This window comes from Amycolatopsis sp. PSD-21 (genome assembly GCF_055561455.1).
The window spans coordinates 1,077,938-1,092,379 of record NZ_CM145712.1 but is presented as its reverse complement, the minus strand read 5'-3'; the positions used below and the strand labels follow the sequence as shown (position 1 = coordinate 1,092,379).

13 protein-coding genes are annotated in these 14,442 nt (G+C 70.0%); 7 read left to right on the top strand and 6 right to left on the bottom strand.

Annotated features, from left to right (window positions below):
• Window positions 1-9 precede the first annotated feature (9 nt).
• Complete coding sequence (locus tag ACZ1DY_RS05670) at window positions 10-462, top strand: adenylyltransferase/cytidyltransferase family protein (RefSeq protein WP_257489078.1); 453 nt, start codon at window positions 10-12, stop codon at window positions 460-462.
• Between the two features lie 137 nt (window positions 463-599).
• Window positions 600-1,100, top strand: a complete 501-nt coding sequence (locus ACZ1DY_RS05665; protein ID WP_185927248.1) for a hypothetical protein — start codon at window positions 600-602, stop codon at window positions 1,098-1,100.
• 16 nt (window positions 1,101-1,116) lie between these two features.
• Here ACZ1DY_RS05665 and ACZ1DY_RS05660 read toward each other — a convergent pair whose 3' ends face one another.
• Together ACZ1DY_RS05660 and ACZ1DY_RS05655 are read right to left on the bottom strand one after the other, a co-directional pair.
• Window positions 1,117-2,157, bottom strand: coding sequence for a serine hydrolase domain-containing protein (locus ACZ1DY_RS05660; RefSeq protein ID WP_465483785.1), 1,041 nt, complete (start codon window positions 2,155-2,157; stop codon window positions 1,117-1,119).
• Between the two features lie 58 nt (window positions 2,158-2,215).
• Entirely contained in the window at window positions 2,216-3,082 is an 867-nt protein-coding gene (locus tag ACZ1DY_RS05655; protein WP_257489080.1) for a glycosyltransferase family 2 protein, read from the bottom strand.
• Window positions 3,083-3,210: 128 nt separating this feature from the next.
• On the opposite strand from ACZ1DY_RS05655, the gene ACZ1DY_RS05650 reads away from it, so the two are divergent.
• Window positions 3,211-3,744, top strand: coding sequence for a hypothetical protein (locus ACZ1DY_RS05650; protein ID WP_257489081.1), 534 nt, complete (start codon window positions 3,211-3,213; stop codon window positions 3,742-3,744).
• 204 nt (window positions 3,745-3,948) lie between these two features.
• Here ACZ1DY_RS05650 and ACZ1DY_RS05645 read toward each other — a convergent pair whose 3' ends face one another.
• Together ACZ1DY_RS05645 and ACZ1DY_RS05640 are read right to left on the bottom strand one after the other, a co-directional pair.
• Window positions 3,949-5,085, bottom strand: a complete 1,137-nt coding sequence (locus tag ACZ1DY_RS05645; protein ID WP_126735334.1) for a glycosyltransferase family 4 protein — start codon at window positions 5,083-5,085, stop codon at window positions 3,949-3,951.
• A gap of 103 nt (window positions 5,086-5,188) precedes the next feature.
• A complete protein-coding gene (locus tag ACZ1DY_RS05640) occupies window positions 5,189-6,256 on the bottom strand; it encodes a glycosyltransferase family 4 protein (protein WP_465485830.1) in 1,068 nt (355 codons plus the stop codon).
• Window positions 6,257-6,275: 19 nt separating this feature from the next.
• Between ACZ1DY_RS05640 and ACZ1DY_RS05635 the strand changes: the two genes are divergently transcribed.
• From ACZ1DY_RS05635 to ACZ1DY_RS05625, 3 genes are read left to right on the top strand one after another with little or no spacing between them, the layout of a single operon-like run.
• Window positions 6,276-7,187 (top strand): glycosyltransferase family 2 protein, encoded by a 912-nt coding sequence (locus tag ACZ1DY_RS05635; protein WP_465483784.1) that lies wholly within the window; start codon window positions 6,276-6,278, stop codon window positions 7,185-7,187.
• Window positions 7,188-7,219: 32 nt separating this feature from the next.
• Entirely contained in the window at window positions 7,220-9,733 is a 2,514-nt protein-coding gene (locus ACZ1DY_RS05630) for a glycosyltransferase (RefSeq protein WP_465483783.1), read from the top strand.
• Window positions 9,726-10,814 (top strand): glycosyltransferase family 4 protein, encoded by a 1,089-nt coding sequence (locus tag ACZ1DY_RS05625; protein ID WP_126735159.1) that lies wholly within the window; start codon window positions 9,726-9,728, stop codon window positions 10,812-10,814. The genes ACZ1DY_RS05630 and ACZ1DY_RS05625 overlap by 8 nt, the downstream gene beginning before the upstream one ends.
• A 19-nt stretch (window positions 10,815-10,833) precedes the next feature.
• On the opposite strand, the gene rfbD is transcribed toward ACZ1DY_RS05625, so the two are convergent.
• Both rfbD and rfbB read right to left on the bottom strand, forming a co-directional pair.
• Entirely contained in the window at window positions 10,834-11,715 is an 882-nt protein-coding gene (rfbD, locus tag ACZ1DY_RS05620) for a dTDP-4-dehydrorhamnose reductase (RefSeq protein ID WP_257489084.1), read from the bottom strand.
• A 4-nt stretch (window positions 11,716-11,719) separates the two neighbouring features.
• Complete coding sequence (gene rfbB, locus ACZ1DY_RS05615) at window positions 11,720-12,703, bottom strand: dTDP-glucose 4,6-dehydratase (protein WP_465483782.1); 984 nt, start codon at window positions 12,701-12,703, stop codon at window positions 11,720-11,722.
• A 150-nt stretch (window positions 12,704-12,853) separates the two neighbouring features.
• Between rfbB and ACZ1DY_RS05610 the strand changes: the two genes are divergently transcribed.
• Window positions 12,854-14,389, top strand: coding sequence for an LCP family protein (locus ACZ1DY_RS05610; protein ID WP_257489086.1), 1,536 nt, complete (start codon window positions 12,854-12,856; stop codon window positions 14,387-14,389).
• Window positions 14,390-14,442 lie beyond the last annotated feature (53 nt).

Genomic DNA, 14,442 nt, shown 5'->3' with positions numbered 1-14,442 from the left:
ACACCGACGATGACCGAGCGACCGGCGAAGGCCTCGATCGTCAGCGGGTACTTCAACCCGCTCCACCAGGGCCACCTCGATCTGTTCGAGGCCGCGCAGGCGCGGTCCGGCTACCTGATCGTCATCGTCAACAACGATCACCAGCAGGTCCTCAAGAAGGGCAGGGTGATCCAGACCGAGGACGTCCGCGCCCGGATCGTCCGCGCGCTGCGCATCGTCGACGACGTGTACGTCGCCGTCGAGCAGGGGCCGGGCATCAACGAGTCGTTCGACCAGATCCGCGCGGCGTACCCCGACACGGAGCTCGAGTTCTGCAACGGCGGCGACCGGCGCAACGTCGACGAGCTCCCGGCAGACGAAGTCGAGGCAGGGGCCCGCAACAACATCTCGATGATCTACGGCATCGGCGGCACGGACAAGGCCGACTCCAGCACCCGGATCCTTTCGGACATGGAAGCCTGAGACCTGGCGGCCCGCCAACTTTTGTCGGAAGACGTTTGCGGGTCTGCTGACGGCAGCCGCACCTAGGGCCTACCCTAGACAACACACAGTCGGCCCTGATCCCAGAGGGCCCCAGGTCAGTCGGGAGGCCTAGGGGAATGGACCCCCGTGCTCGGGCGGACGCCTTGCTCGCACGCGCAAGCGCGCGTGGAGCCTTCGTCGTGACACCGGACAACGCGACGTCTCCGATGGACTCCGCGAACACCCAGCAGATCCCCCGATCGGTGGTCGCCGAGATCGACCGTTCCTCGGACCCGGATACGACCACTCAGCTACCGGCTTCGTTGATCGCCGAGAACGATCACCCGCTCGCGGGGCCCGAACCGACGACGCGGCTGGACCTGCCACCGGCTCGGGGCGAAGGCTCGACTCAGCCGCAGCCGTACCCGCGCCGCCCCGGCGCTCCGCAGCAGACCAGGCCTTTGCCGCAGGCGACGACCCCGCTCACCCGGCGGCCGCCCGCCGCGCCGGTGCAGAGCCCGCTGATCGAGCAGCCGGAGCCGGAGACCGTCGAGAACGAGGTCGGCGGCCTGGTGCCGACGGTGAAGCAGAACCCTTCGGGGCGGTCGAACCTCTCACGCCGCCTGGACGGTATTTAGCTCCATCACGTGCCTCTCAGGAAGCGCGGACAACCCGGTCGATCTCCTTGATCGCCGCTCCCCCGCCGTACGTGGCGTTGGACAGCATCGCGACGTCCAGCTCCTCGGCGGGGTAGTGCCGCATCAGCGAGCAGACGCCGACGTTCCCGCCGTCCTTGTAGTAGTGCCGCACCGAGCCGTCCGATGCCAGGACGAATTCGAGGCCGAAGCCGTACCAGACGCCGCTGCGGTGAAGCACCTGCGGCGTCAGGAACTCCTTCGTGCGCGCAGGACTCAGGAGCAGTTCCTCCCGGATCGCCCGCAGCAGCCGGACGAGGTCGCCGACGGTGCAGCACAGGCCACCATCGGGTGAACCGATCGGCGGGTAGCTGAAGATGTTCTGCTTCCAGCCCGTGACCCGCTCACCGTCGAGGATGGGATCCCAGCCCTCGGCGACCCTCGGCTCCGGATCACGGCGGTCGAAGAAACCCGAATCGGTCATCCCCGCTCGGTCGAGCACGGCCTCGCGGACGTGGTCGCGATAGGGCCGTCCGGTGATCTCCTCGATCACCAGCCCGGCGAGGACGTATCCCGAATTGCAGTACCGGCAGCCCTCGCCCGGCGCGAAATTCGGTGCCCGGTAAGCGAAATTCGGCAGATGATCCCGGGTGTGGACCACCGAGTACACCGGCTTGTCGACCCACAACGCCTCGTAACTCTCGCCGGCTTCCTCGTCGGCGTCGTCGGCGATCCCGGACGTGTGCGTGAGCAGGTGCCGCGTCGTCGCCCCGGTCGCGATCGCCGTGCCGGCGAGGTCGACGAGCTCGCCGATCGGGCGGTCGAGGTCCAGCCGTCCCTCGTCGGCCAGCCGCAGTGCGGCGATCGCGGTGACGACCTTGGTGATCGACGCGGTGTCGTACCGGACGTCCGGCGCGTTCGGCACCGACCAGCGTCGGCTGGCCAGGCCGTATCCGTGTTCGAACAGTGTCTCGTCTCCGCGCCGGATCAGCACGACGCCGGAGAAGCGGTCCTCTCCGGCGCGTTCCGTCAGCCAGGTGTCGAGTGCGGCGAAGTCCATGCACCGACGGTAACGACGGCAGGCAGCCGAGTCGCGCGAATTCCGGTGGCCGGAACGGCTACTTCCGGCGCGTTTCGAGCTTGAGACGCAGCGCGAGACCGGCCTTGACCGCGAGCATGACCGGCTTCCACAGGAGACCGCGGTGACGGTCCGCGAGGTAGCGGTACGCGCTGTCGTGGTGTGCGCGCAGCATCTTCGCCGAAGCCTTCGAAGTCGAGTGCCCGCCGATGTGCATGACACTGGACGAAGGCGCGTACACGTTCAGCCAGCCCGCGCGGGTCAGCCGATCACCGAGGTCGACGTCCTCGAAATACATGAAGTAGCGCGTGTCGAACCCGTCGACCGAGTCGAAGGCCTCGCGGCGGAACAGCTGGCAGGACCCGGAAAGCCAGCCCGCCGTGCGCTCGACCGGGGTGCCGGTCTCCTGCCGGTACTGCCGCGTCCACGGGTTGCCCGGCCAGATCTTGCCGAGCGCCGCGTGCCCGATCCCCCGGCCGAAGGACGGAAGGAGCCGCGCCGACGGGTAGACGGTGCCGTCGAGATCGTGGATGAGCGGCCCGAACGCGCCACCGCGCGGCCAGCGCCCGGCCACCTCGAGCAACGCGTCGAGCGAACCGGGTTCCCATTCGACGTCCGGGTTCACCACGGCGACCCAGCCGTAACTGTCGTCGAGTTCCGCGACACCCCGGTTGGCGGCCGTGCCGTAACCGACGTTCTCGCCGATCCTGAGCAGCTTGACGTTGTCCCGGCGGGCGGCCTTGTCCAGCGCGTCGTCGCCCGTGGAGTCGTTGTCGGCGACGACGACCTGGACGTCCCGGTCCGTCGCCTTCTCGAGCGTGTCGAGGAACTTCTCCAGGGTTTCGCCGGGGAAGTACGTCACGGTCACGACGGCGAGCCCGTCGCCGTAGCTGGGGTGCTCAGTCACGCGGCCATTGTCCACCCGTCACCGAACGCGATCGCGCCGCACCCACCCCGACGCCTAGGGTTGCACGGTCGCAACTGCACGTGTGCACCCCGCTTCGCTCCGTGATCGTCGCCGGGCAGAATGGACCGATGCCCGTGCACGCCTTCATCGACGAATCGGTGCGAGATCAGCGATATCTCCTGTGCATGACCCTGGTCGCCCCCGCACAGCTCGCGCCCTCGCGACGAGAGTTGAGCTCGTTGCTGCTTCCTGGAGCACGGGAACTGCACTTCAAGAAGGAAAAGGAACCCCGGCGAAGGCAACTGATCGACCGTATAGCCGCGTTGAAGGTCACGACGGCCATCTACCTGGGCTCGTGCACCCGGAAAACAGAGGAAGTGACGAGACAGAAATGCCTCGAACGCGCTGTCACCGACCTACTCGCCAAGAACGCTCACCGGCTGGTTCTGGACTCGCGTGACCATCGAGATCTCCACGATCGCCAGACCATGCAGAGAGCCCTCGGCCACCGGCCGTCCAAGACCGAGCTCACCTACGAACATCTGAATTCGACCGCCGAACCCCTGCTGTGGATTTCCGACGCGGTGGGCTGGTGTTTCGGCGCGGGCGGTGATTGGCGCCGAAGAGCGAGCAGGCTCATCGACTCGATCATCGAATCCTGAACGGCGAAAAGCCCGCGAGACGACCGTCCGGACGCGTCACGGGCTTTCATACTCGGCCCCACCGGGGCCTCGCACCTCAAGCATACCCCACGAGCCGCATGCGGCTCCCCGGCAGAGACACGACCTCGGCATCGAACGCGACCCCGCCGGAGGCGGTAGCAAAGGTCCCTTGCTCCCCGACACGCACGAGGCCGGAAGCGATGGTCAGCCGGCCCGCCGCCGCGCATGCCGGTGCCAGGCCTTCGCGTAAGCCTCCCGATGCCGCTCCGCGGTCGTCGCCCACGAGAACTCCTTCGCCCGCCGAAGCGCGGCTTCGGCCAGCTCCGCCCGTCGAGCCGGATCGTCGAGGAGCTCCGAGATGGCCGCCGCGACGTCTCCAGCGCCGACCCCGCAGTAGGCGACCGCGTCCCCGCCGACCTCCGGCAGCGAAAGCCGCCGGGTCGTGAGCACGGCCGCGCCGCACGCCATCGCCTCCAGCACCGGCAGCCCGAATCCCTCGCCGAGGCTCGGGTACGCGACCAGTTCGGAGCCGCCGAGGAAGCCGGCGAGCGTGTCGAACGGCAGATATCCGGCCCGGATCACGCGCAGCCGGTGCGGTACTGCGTCGAGGGCGCGTTCGACCTGCGAATCCCAGCCCGGTTGCCCGGCCAGTACCAGTGCCGGCGGGTTCGGCCTGCCGGTCACGGCGTGTGCGAAGCCGCGGATCAGCGCGGGCACGTTCTTGCGCGGTTCCAGCGCGCCGAGGAAGGCGACGTACGGAGTCTTCCCGAGCCCGACGGCCTGGCGCGCCGCCTCGATTTCGGCGGGCGAGGGCGGATGGAACCGGTCCGGTTCGACACCGTGATGGATGATCTCCAGTTCCGCGTTGCGCACTTGGCCGACGCGCTCCAGCTCGGCGGCCGTGGCGATGCTCGGCACGATGCACAGCGTCGCGCGGCGAAGTGCCGTCGCGGTCCAGGCGCGGAAGAAGCGCGCTTTCACCGAAGAGTGCAGCACCGCGTCGGTGAAGAAGGTCGCGTCGTGCAGCGTCACCACCGAAGCGGCCGGGCTGGCCAGCGGCATCGTGTAGTGCGGGGAGTGGACGACGTCGGCGGCAAGCCGCCGGACCAGCCGGGGCAGGGTCGCCTGCTCCCAGGTCAGCCTGGCCGTCCTGGTCGACGTCGACGGCGAGGTGGGCACGATCCGCGCGCCGGGCGCCAGCCGGTCGTACAGCACCGCGTCCCGCGGCTGGCAGACGACGGTGATCCGCGCGCCGTCCTCGTCCAGCGCCGCGACCAGCGAATCCACGTAACGTCCGACGCCACCCCGGTCCGCGGGGACGGCGGTCGCGTCGATCAGCACGCGAGGGTCATCGGTCACCCTAGGAGGGTACGGCGGTGCCCTGGGTCCGCGGTGGGGAACCGACAGATTGCCGCCGCGCGAGGAAAACTCCGGCTGAATCCGGTCAAGCAACCCGCTGCCGCAGGTGAAGACCCCAGACGGCGGAAGCGGCGCGCTGCCAGGTGAACTCACTCGAACGGCCGAGGCCGCTGTCACGCAGCGTTGCCGCACGCTCCGGACGGTCGAGTACGTCGCGAAGGGCGTCCGCAAGCGCTTGCGCATCGCCGACAGGGACCGTCACGCCCGCTCCCCCGGCCACCTCGACCAGAGCCGGGACGTCCGAGTGCACCACCGGCACCCCGGCCGCCATCGCCTCGATCAGCGGCAGCCCGAATCCCTCCGCCCGGCTCGGCATCGCCAGCACCGACGCGCCCCGCAACGCGAACGCCAGTTCCGCGTCGCTCACCTTCCCCAGCACCCGGACGTCGGCGCCGTGCTCGCGCGCCAGCGCCACCGGGTCGATGCCGCCCCAGCCCGGCTGGCCCGCCAGCACCAGCGACACCCCGATCCGGCCGGCCGCGTCGATCAGCACGTCGAGGCCCTTGCGCGGCTCGATGGTCCCGATCGCGAGCACGTACCGCTCCGGCAGCGCGACCTCGGCGAACCCGGCGGGCGGCCGGACACCGTGCGGGATCACGCGCAGCGGCACCGAGACCGGGACCAGCGCGGTGAGCTCGTCCGCAATCGCTTGCGTCGGCACGGTCAGCGCGGTCGCCCGCACGGCGGCCCGCGCGATCACCGCCTTGTGCCACGAGACGCCGCGCGGGGTCAGCGTCTCGGGATGCGTCCAGGGCACGGTGTCGTGCACGGCGACCGACAGCGTCCGCCCCTTCGGCACGCGGGCGGGCGCGAGCGGTGTCGGCGCGTGGACAGCGTCGCCGCCCGGCCACCACGGCAGGCCCAGCTGCCACGCGGCGATCAGCGCCCGGGGCGGGATCGGCAGCACGCGCGGCCCCGCGACTCCTTCGACGATCGCCGCGTCGATGTCGGCGTGCCGCGCGACCACGCTCGACACCGTCCAGCCCGGCGGCGCCGTCTCGGCGAGGGCGCGCAGCAGCTCGCCGGTGTAGCGGCCGGTCCCGCCGGGGACGGGCGCCAGCAGCTGCTCCGCGAGCACGACCAGTTCGGGCATGGTCTCTATTCTCTCTGGCATGACCAGCACCACCGTCGTCGTGGTCACCTGGCGCGGCGCCGCGCACATCACCGCCTGCCTCGACGCGCTCGCCGCGCAGACCCGCCCGCATCGGACGCTGGTCGTCGACAACGCCTCCGACGACGGAACGGCCGCCCTGCTCGCCGCCCATCCGTCGAAGCCCGAGGTGCTCCGGCTGCGGCACAACACCGGTTACGCGGGCGCCATGGCCGCCGCGCTGGACGAAGTCGGCACCCCGCTGATGGCCTGGCTGAACGATGACGCCGCCCCGGCCCCGGACTGGCTCGCGACCTGCGAAGACACTCTCGCCAAGGCTCCGCTCGCCGCGGCCGTGAGCGCCCGGCTGACGCTGGCCGACGGGACCGTCCAGTCCACCGGCGTCCGCCTGACCGCCGACGGCCACGGCGCCGACCTGCCGGAACCCGCCGACGAGATCTTCGGCTTCTGCGGGGGCGCGGCCGTGCTCGACGTCGAGGCGCTCCGTTCCGTCGGCGGCGTCCCGGCCTCCTATTTCTGCTACTACGAGGACACCGACACCGCGTGGCGGCTGCGGCTGGCGGGCTGGGACGTCGTCGGCGCCGATGCCGAGGTCACCCATCGGCATGGTGCGAGCACCCGGCCGGGTTCGGTCCCGTTCCACCTGTGGAATGAACGCAACCGCCTGCTGACCCTCCTGCGGTGTGCTCCGCGCGCGGTGGCGGTCCGTCAGCTGGTGAAGTTCACGATCTTGACCGCGATACTCCCCCTCCGCGGGAAACCGGACGCCCCGAACTTCCGTCTGAGCCTCCGGTGCCGGGTGCTGGGCGCCGTCGCCGCCCGGCTGCCGCGCACGCTGCTCGAGCGGCGGGCCATCGGGCGCCGGGCGACACTGGGCCGAGGCGCGGTCTGGGACGCGTGGGCGGGCAATTAAGCTTGCCCCAATCGAGAGCAGGGAGTACGGCTTTGGCGCAGGGGGAAACGCAACCGGTCGTCTCGGTGATCGTGGTGAACTACCGGGGAGCGGCCGACACCGTCACCTGCCTGCGCGCGCTCGCCGAACACGATTACCCGAACCTCGAGGTCATCTGCGTCGACAACGCCTCCGGCGGCACCGACGTGGCCGAGATCAAGGCCGCTGCCCCGGGCGTCACGCTCGTCGAGTCCCCGGTGAACTCCGGCTTCGCGGGCGGCTGCAACCTCGGCGCGCGGCACGCGACGGGCACCGTCCTCGCCTTCCTCAACAACGACGCCCGCCCGGCTCCCGGCTGGGTCGGTACGGCCGTGGCCGAACTGCGCGCGCAGCCGACCGTCGCCGCGGTGGCCAGCAAGGTCCTCGACTGGGACGGCACCGGCACCGATTTCGTCGACGCCGGCCTCACCTGGTTCGGCATGGGCTACAAGCGCCACGCCGGCAGTCCGCTGTCCGACGTCCCCGCCGCCGAACACGAGATCGCCAAGGACGTCCTGTTCGCGACCGGTTCGGCGATGTTCGTCCGCGCCGGGGTGTTCGCCGAACTCGGCGGCTTCGACGAGCGGTTCTTCATGTTCTACGAGGACGTCGACCTCGGCTGGCGGCTGAACCTGCGCGGCTGGCGCGTGCGCTACGTGCCGGAGTCGCTGACCTACCACCGGCACCACGCCACGATGTCCACAGTGGACGCTCCAGACTCCGGTCGTGAGACGTTCCTGCTGGAGCGCAACGCCTTGGCGGCGCTGTACAAGAACCTTTCCGACGAGACGCTGACGCGCGCGCTGCCCGCCGCGCTGGCGCTGGCCGTCCGCCGGGCGACCGCGCGCGGCGACCTCGACGCCACCCGGTTCGATCTCGCCAAGGGGGTCGGCCCGGCCGAAACCGGACCGGTCGAGGTGCCGAGGACGACGCTGGCCGGTGTGCTGGCGATCGACCAGTTCGTCGAACTGCTGCCCTCGCTCGCCGAGTCGCGCGCCGCCGAACAGGCCGCCCGCGTCCGCACCGACGCCGATCTGCTTCCCTTGCTGCGCAAGGCATTGGAGCCCGCATATCCGCTGCCTCGTTATCTCGCCGCGCACGAAATCCTGGTCGAGACGTTCGGTATCGACGCGCTCTTCGGCCAGCGCCGCAAGGTACTGGTGATCACCGGCGACGCGATCACCGAACGCATGGCGGGCCCGGCGATCCGCGCGTGGAACATGGCCGCGACGCTGGCCACCGAGCACGACGTCCACCTGGTGACGGTCAATCCGCTCGCCGATCCGCCGCCCGCGGCGTTCCGGGTCAGCGCGGCCACCCGGCGTGACCTGGAGACGCCGATCGCCTGGGCCGATATCATCGTCCTGCAGGGCCACGTCCTGGAACTCGCGCCCTCGCTGAAGAAGCAGTACGCGCACAAGATCGTGGTCGCGGATCTGTACGACCCGATGCACCTCGAACTGCTCGAACAGGGCAAGGGCGTTCCCGACGACAAACGGGCACTGGACCTCATCGGGGTCACCAAGGTACTCGACGCGCAACTGGAACGCGGCGACTTCTTCCTCTGCGCCTCGGACCGTCAGCGCCACTTCTGGCTGGGCCACCTCGCCGCGATGGGCAGGCTGTCGCCGCGTCTGTACGACGCCGACCCGACCACGCAATCGCTGCTGTCGATCGTCCCGTTCGGCCTGCCGTCGCAGGCCCCGGTGCGCACCGGCCCCGGACTCCGGTCCACTTTGGACGGAATCGGCGAGACCGACCACGTCGTGCTGTGGGCGGGCGGCGTCTACAGCTGGTTCGACCCGCTGACCCTGGTCCGCGCGATCGAACTGCTGCGGCAGCGCCGCGGCGACGTCCGGCTGGTGTTCCTCGGCATGAAGCATCCCAACCCCGAGGTCACCGAGATGGACATCGGCGCGCGGACGATGCTGCTGTCCGACACGCTCGGCCTCACCGGCAAGCACGTGTTCTTCAACCAGCAGTGGGTGCCCTACGAGGAGCGCCAGAACTGGCTGCTCGACGCGAACTGCGGCGTCACCACGCACTACGAGCACGTCGAGACGACCTTCGCGTTCCGGACCCGGGTGCTGGATTACCTGTGGGCCGGGCTGCCGATCGTCACCACCGACGGCGACTCGTTCGCCGACCTGGTCCGCGAGGAACGGCTCGGCGTCGTCGTCCCGGCCGAGGACGTGGACGCGCTCGCCGACGCGCTCGAAAAGGCGTTGTACGACGAGGAGTTCGCCGCGGGCTGTGTCGAGCGGATGGCGGCGGTCGCCCGGCGTTACGCCTGGCCGGAGGCGCTGAAACCGCTGGTGGAGTTCTGCCGGAACCCGCGCCCCGCCGCCGACCGGCTGCCCGGCTCCAGCGACCTCGTGGTCTCCGAACCGGTGCGGGGCAAGGAAATGCTGCGCCGCGACGTCGACCTGATCCGCGAGTACCTCGCCGACGGCGGCCCGAAGGAGCTCGCGCGCCGCGTCGGCGGCCGCGTGGTCAAGGTCGCCAAGCAGAGGCTCGGCCGTGGCTGACCGCCCCTTGCGCGTCCTGCTCGACGGGACCCCGCTGCTCGGTGCCAGGACGGGTATCGGCCGGTACACCGTCGCGCTGTCCGAAGAGCTCGCCTCGATGTCCGAAGTGGACACTCGTGCGGTCGCGTTCACGTTGCGCGGCTGGCGAAGGCTGCGGCACGTGCTGCCGCACGGCGTCCGGGCACGCGGTATGCCGGTGGCGGCGCGGCTGCTGCGCAAGGCATGGCTGCGTTCGCAGCTGCCCCCGGTGGAGCTGTTCGCCGGGCCGACGGATGTCGTGCACGGCACCAATTTCGTACTGCCCGGCCGGTTCCGCGCCGCGGGCGTGGTGACCATCCATGATCTGGCCTTCCTGGACGCTCCCGAAGAGCTCGCGCCGAGCGATCACGAACTGCCGCGGCTGGTGCGGCGTGGCGCCCGGCTCGCGGACGCGATCTGCACGCCCACCAACGCCGTCGCCGACCAGGTCGCCGAACGGCTCGACGTGGACCGCGGCAAGATCATCGTGACCCCGCTCGGCGTGAACCCGGCCTGGTTCACCGCGCGCCCGCCGGACCCGGAACGCCGCAAGGAACTCGGACTCCCGGACAAGTACCTGCTCTTCGCCGGCGCCCCCGGGCCCCGGAAGGGCCTGCACTGGCTCCAGCAGGCGCACGAGGCGGCACCGGATCTGCCGGATCTGGTGTTCGTCGGTCCTGGTTCGTTCGCGGTGGGCCCTCGTTCGCGCCACGTCGGGTATCTGTCGGATGTGAACCTCCGGCGCGTCGTCGCCGGGGCCAGTGCCCTGGTGCTGCCGTCGCGCGACGAGGGCTTCGGGCTCCCGGTGCTGGAGGCGCTGGCGTCGGACGTCCCCGTGGTGTGCACGGACATCCCGGCGCTGCGCGAGGTCGCGGGGAACTGCGCGAGCCTGGTGCCCTACGAGGACGTCGACGGGCTCGTGGAGGCGTTGCGGATCGCCGTCAGCGACCCGCACGCCGTCGCCACTTCGGCCGCGCGCCGCGCGCACGTCGCGAACTTCACCTGGCGGGCGTGCGCCGAACTCACCGTCGCCGCCTACCGCCAGGCGAGCACTAAGCACTGACCTCCCGCATTTCGAGAGATCAGGAAGCGAAGTAGGCCTTCAACGCCTCGGGCCAGCCCCTCAGCGGCGTGAGGCCCGCCTCGCGCCATGACGCGTTCGACAGCACCCCGTACGCCGGGCGCGCCGCCGGACGCGGGAACTCCGCCGTCGTACAGGGCTTCACGCGCGCCGGATCCGCGCCCAGCTCCGCGAAGATCGCCTTCGCGAACCCGCACCACGTCGTCGACCCGCCACCCGTGCAGTGCAGCACCCGCTGCGACGGCCCGTCACCGGCGGCGACCCGGCCCGCCAGCTCCAGCAGGCCCGCGGCGAGGTCGCGGGACCAGGTCGGCGAACCGGTCTGATCGTCCACTACGGACAGTTCGTCGCGCTCTTTTTCCAGCCGCGCCATGGTCTCCACGAAGTTCGACCCGGTCTTCCCGTACACCCAGGACGTCCGGACGATCCACGAACGGGCACCCGAACCGAGCAGCGCGTCCTCCCCGGCGGCCTTCGTCCGGCCGTAGGCGTTGAGCGGGCCCAGCAGGTCACCGGTCTCGTACGGCGAGGTCGCGTCGCCCGCGAACACATAGTCCGTGGACACGTGGATGAGCGGCACTCCGCGCGACGAGCACGCCGCGGCGAGCACCCGGGGACCGTCGGCGTTCACCGCGAACGCCCGCTCCTCGTCGGTTTCCGCCGCGTCGACCGCGGTGTAGGCCGCCGCGTTGATCACCACCGGCGACCTCCCCGCTGCCCGCGCCCGGCCGGCCAGCTCGGTCACCGCGGCGACGACCTGGCCGGTGTCGCGCACGTCCAGCTCGGAGGACGACGGGGCCGTGACGGCGATGGCGTCCGCGGCCAGCGCCGCGAGATCACGCCCCAGTTGCCCGGATCCGCCCGGTACGAGAATGCTCAGCACGTCTTCACTCCCCCGCACGCTTCTTCAGCGGCTCCCACCACGATCGGTTCCCGCTGTACCAGGCCACCGTCTCGGCCAGACCGTCCTCAAAGGACTTCCGCGGCGCGTAACCGAGCTCCCGCGAGATCTTCGTGATGTCGACGGAGTACCGGCGGTCGTGCCCCTTGCGGTCCACGACCGGCTCGACGCTGTCCCAGCCGGCGCCGACGGCGGCCAGGAGCCGCTCGGTCAGCTCGCGGTTGGTCAGTTCCGTTCCACCACCGATGTTGTAGACCTCTCCCGGCCTTCCACCGTCGGCGACGAGCTGGATGCCGTTGCAGTGATCGTCCACGTGCAGCCAGTCACGCACGTTGAGCCCGTCGCCGTAGAGCGGGACCTTCTTGCCGTCGAGCAGGTTGGTCACGAAGAGCGGGATGACCTTCTCGGGGAATTGGTACGGACCGTAGTTGTTCGAGCACCTCGTGACACAGACGGGCAATCCGTGCGTGCGGAAGAACGAACGGGCCAGCAGATCCGAGGACGCCTTCGACGCCGAGTACGGCGAATTCGGCTCCAGCGCGTGGTCCTCGTCCCAGGACCCCTTGTCGATCGAGCCGTAGACCTCGTCGGTGGACACGTGGACGAACTTGCCGACCCCCGCCTCCAGCGCGGCCTGCAACAGGGTCTGCGTGCCGAGCACGTTCGTCAGCACGAAGTCGGCCGCGCCTGCGATCGAACGGTCCACATGGGACTCGGCGGCGAAGTGCACGACCAGGTCGATCCCCCGCATCAGCTCACCGACCAGTGCGGCGTCACAGATGTCGCCCTTTTCGAACCGGTAGCGCGGGTTCTCGCGCACGAGCTCCAGGTTCGCCTCGTTGCCCGCGTAGGTCAGCTTGTCGAGCACGATCAGCTCGGCGTCGGCCAAGCTCGGGTACGCACCCGTCAGCACCTGCCGGACGTAATGCGACCCGATGAACCCGGCGCCACCGGTGACCAGCACTCGCATGCCGCGATCCTCCCTCTGCTCCTTCATGACCGGCCGAGTGTGTCACGACCGGGGCAACCTTTCACCAGCCTACGGACGTCTAACACGAGACTCAGTAGAGTCATGGACGAGGCACGCGTGTGCCCTGGGGAGATTCGTGGAGGACCGCACGTGACCGAGTGGCCCGGGCCACCCATTCCGGCGCGCCGTGGTGGCGGCGTCGTGGTGTTCGCCCGCCGTGGCGTGAAGGTCGTGTTCAGCCTGGTCTCGATCACGATCCTGGCGCTGACCTGGTGGGGCTGGCAGTTCATCGGTGACCCGTCCCGGGGCTTCGCGACCACGAACATCTTCGAGGACAACGGCCATCCCCCGGCGAAACCGCTGGACGGCGCGATCGACATCCTGCTCGTCGGCCAGGACAGCCGCACCGACGCCCAGGGCAACCCGCTGCCGCGCGAGGTCCTCGACATGCTGCACGCCGGTGTTTCGGACGGCGAGCGCCAGACCGACACGATGATCCTGGTGCACATCCCCCAGAACGGTAAGAAGGCGGTCGCGATCTCCTTCCCCCGTGACTCGTGGGTCGAGATCGCCGGGGGTTTCGGCAAGCACAGGCTCAACAGCGCGTACGTGTACGCCTACAACGACACGTCGAAGACGCTGCAGCAGCAGGGCAACACCGACCTCAAGGACGTCGACGCCAAAGCCAAGGACGCCGGCCGCAAGAACCTGATCGCGACGCTGGAGAAATTCATCGGCAAGCCGAAGATGATCGACCGGTACGCCGAGGTGAACCTGTCGAGCTTCTACGAGATCACCAAGGCGATCGGCGGCGTCGAGGTCTGCCTCAACAACGCGGTCAAGGAGAAGAAGTCCGGCGTGGACCTGCCCGCCGGGAAGTCGACCGTCGAGGGCGTCCAGGCGCTCGCGTTCGTCCGCCAGCGCTACGACCTGCAGAACGGCGACCTCGACCGAATCGCCCGGCAGCAGGCCTTCCTGTCCGGGCTGGCGAACAAGGTGCTCTCGTCGGACGTCCTGATCAACCCGGCGAAGATCGCGGACCTGATCGAGGCCGTGAAGAAGTCGGTCGTGCTGTCGGCAGGCTGGGACCTGCCGGAGTTCGCCGCCCAGATGCGCGGGCTGACCAGCGGAAACGTCGAATTCCACACGATCCCGACCCAGGGCGACGCGATCATCGGCGGTGCCGCCGTGCTCCGCGTCGACCCGGCGCAGGTGCAGGCCGAGGTCGCCCGCCTGACTTCCGAGGGCGAGCCGGCGCCGTCCGAGACCCCGGCCACCCTGCCGGGCGCGGAAGCGGTGACCGTCGAGCTCTTCGACGGGACCGGTTCGCCCACGGTGGCCACCGAGACCCGGAACCTGTTGCAGGGCAAGGGTTTCAAACTCGCGGCCGATACCAAGCTCAGCACCCGGAACTCGACGGTCGTCCGGCACGCGCCCGGCGACGAAGCCGCGCTGGCCCTGATCAAGCAGGTCTTCGGCCCGGCGGTGCTGGCCGAGGCGGACCGTGACGTCGCGCCCGGCAAGGTGCGGGTCCTGCTCGGCAAGGACTTCAAGGGCGCGTCCGCCGGAACGGCCACGCCCCCGTCGAAGACGTCGGAGCCCCCGAAGCCGGCTCAGCCGCCCGCCAGCGCTCCGGCGCCCACCACGAAGCCGATCGTCGCGGGCAATGTGCCCTGCGTCAATTAATTCCGGGCACTCAGCGTGGCCACCCTCACGGTGGCTTAGCCTTCTCCTACTAT

What these genes read in the sequence shown, in the direction of transcription:
- rfbB (WP_465483782.1), bottom strand. Translation starts at nt 12,703, where the DNA reads ATGCGAGTGCTGGTCACCGGTGGCGCCGGGTTCATCGGGTCGCATTAC.
- ACZ1DY_RS05650 (WP_257489081.1), top strand. Translation starts at nt 3,211, where the DNA reads ATGCCCGTGCACGCCTTCATCGACGAATCGGTGCGAGATCAGCGATAT.
- ACZ1DY_RS05670 (WP_257489078.1), top strand. Translation starts at nt 10, where the DNA reads ATGACCGAGCGACCGGCGAAGGCCTCGATCGTCAGCGGGTACTTCAAC.
- ACZ1DY_RS05660 (WP_465483785.1), bottom strand. Translation starts at nt 2,157, where the DNA reads ATGGACTTCGCCGCACTCGACACCTGGCTGACGGAACGCGCCGGAGAG.
- ACZ1DY_RS05665 (WP_185927248.1), top strand. Translation starts at nt 600, where the DNA reads ATGGACCCCCGTGCTCGGGCGGACGCCTTGCTCGCACGCGCAAGCGCG.
- ACZ1DY_RS05635 (WP_465483784.1), top strand. Translation starts at nt 6,276, where the DNA reads ATGACCAGCACCACCGTCGTCGTGGTCACCTGGCGCGGCGCCGCGCAC.
- ACZ1DY_RS05640 (WP_465485830.1), bottom strand. Translation starts at nt 6,256, where the DNA reads ATGCCCGAACTGGTCGTGCTCGCGGAGCAGCTGCTGGCGCCCGTCCCC.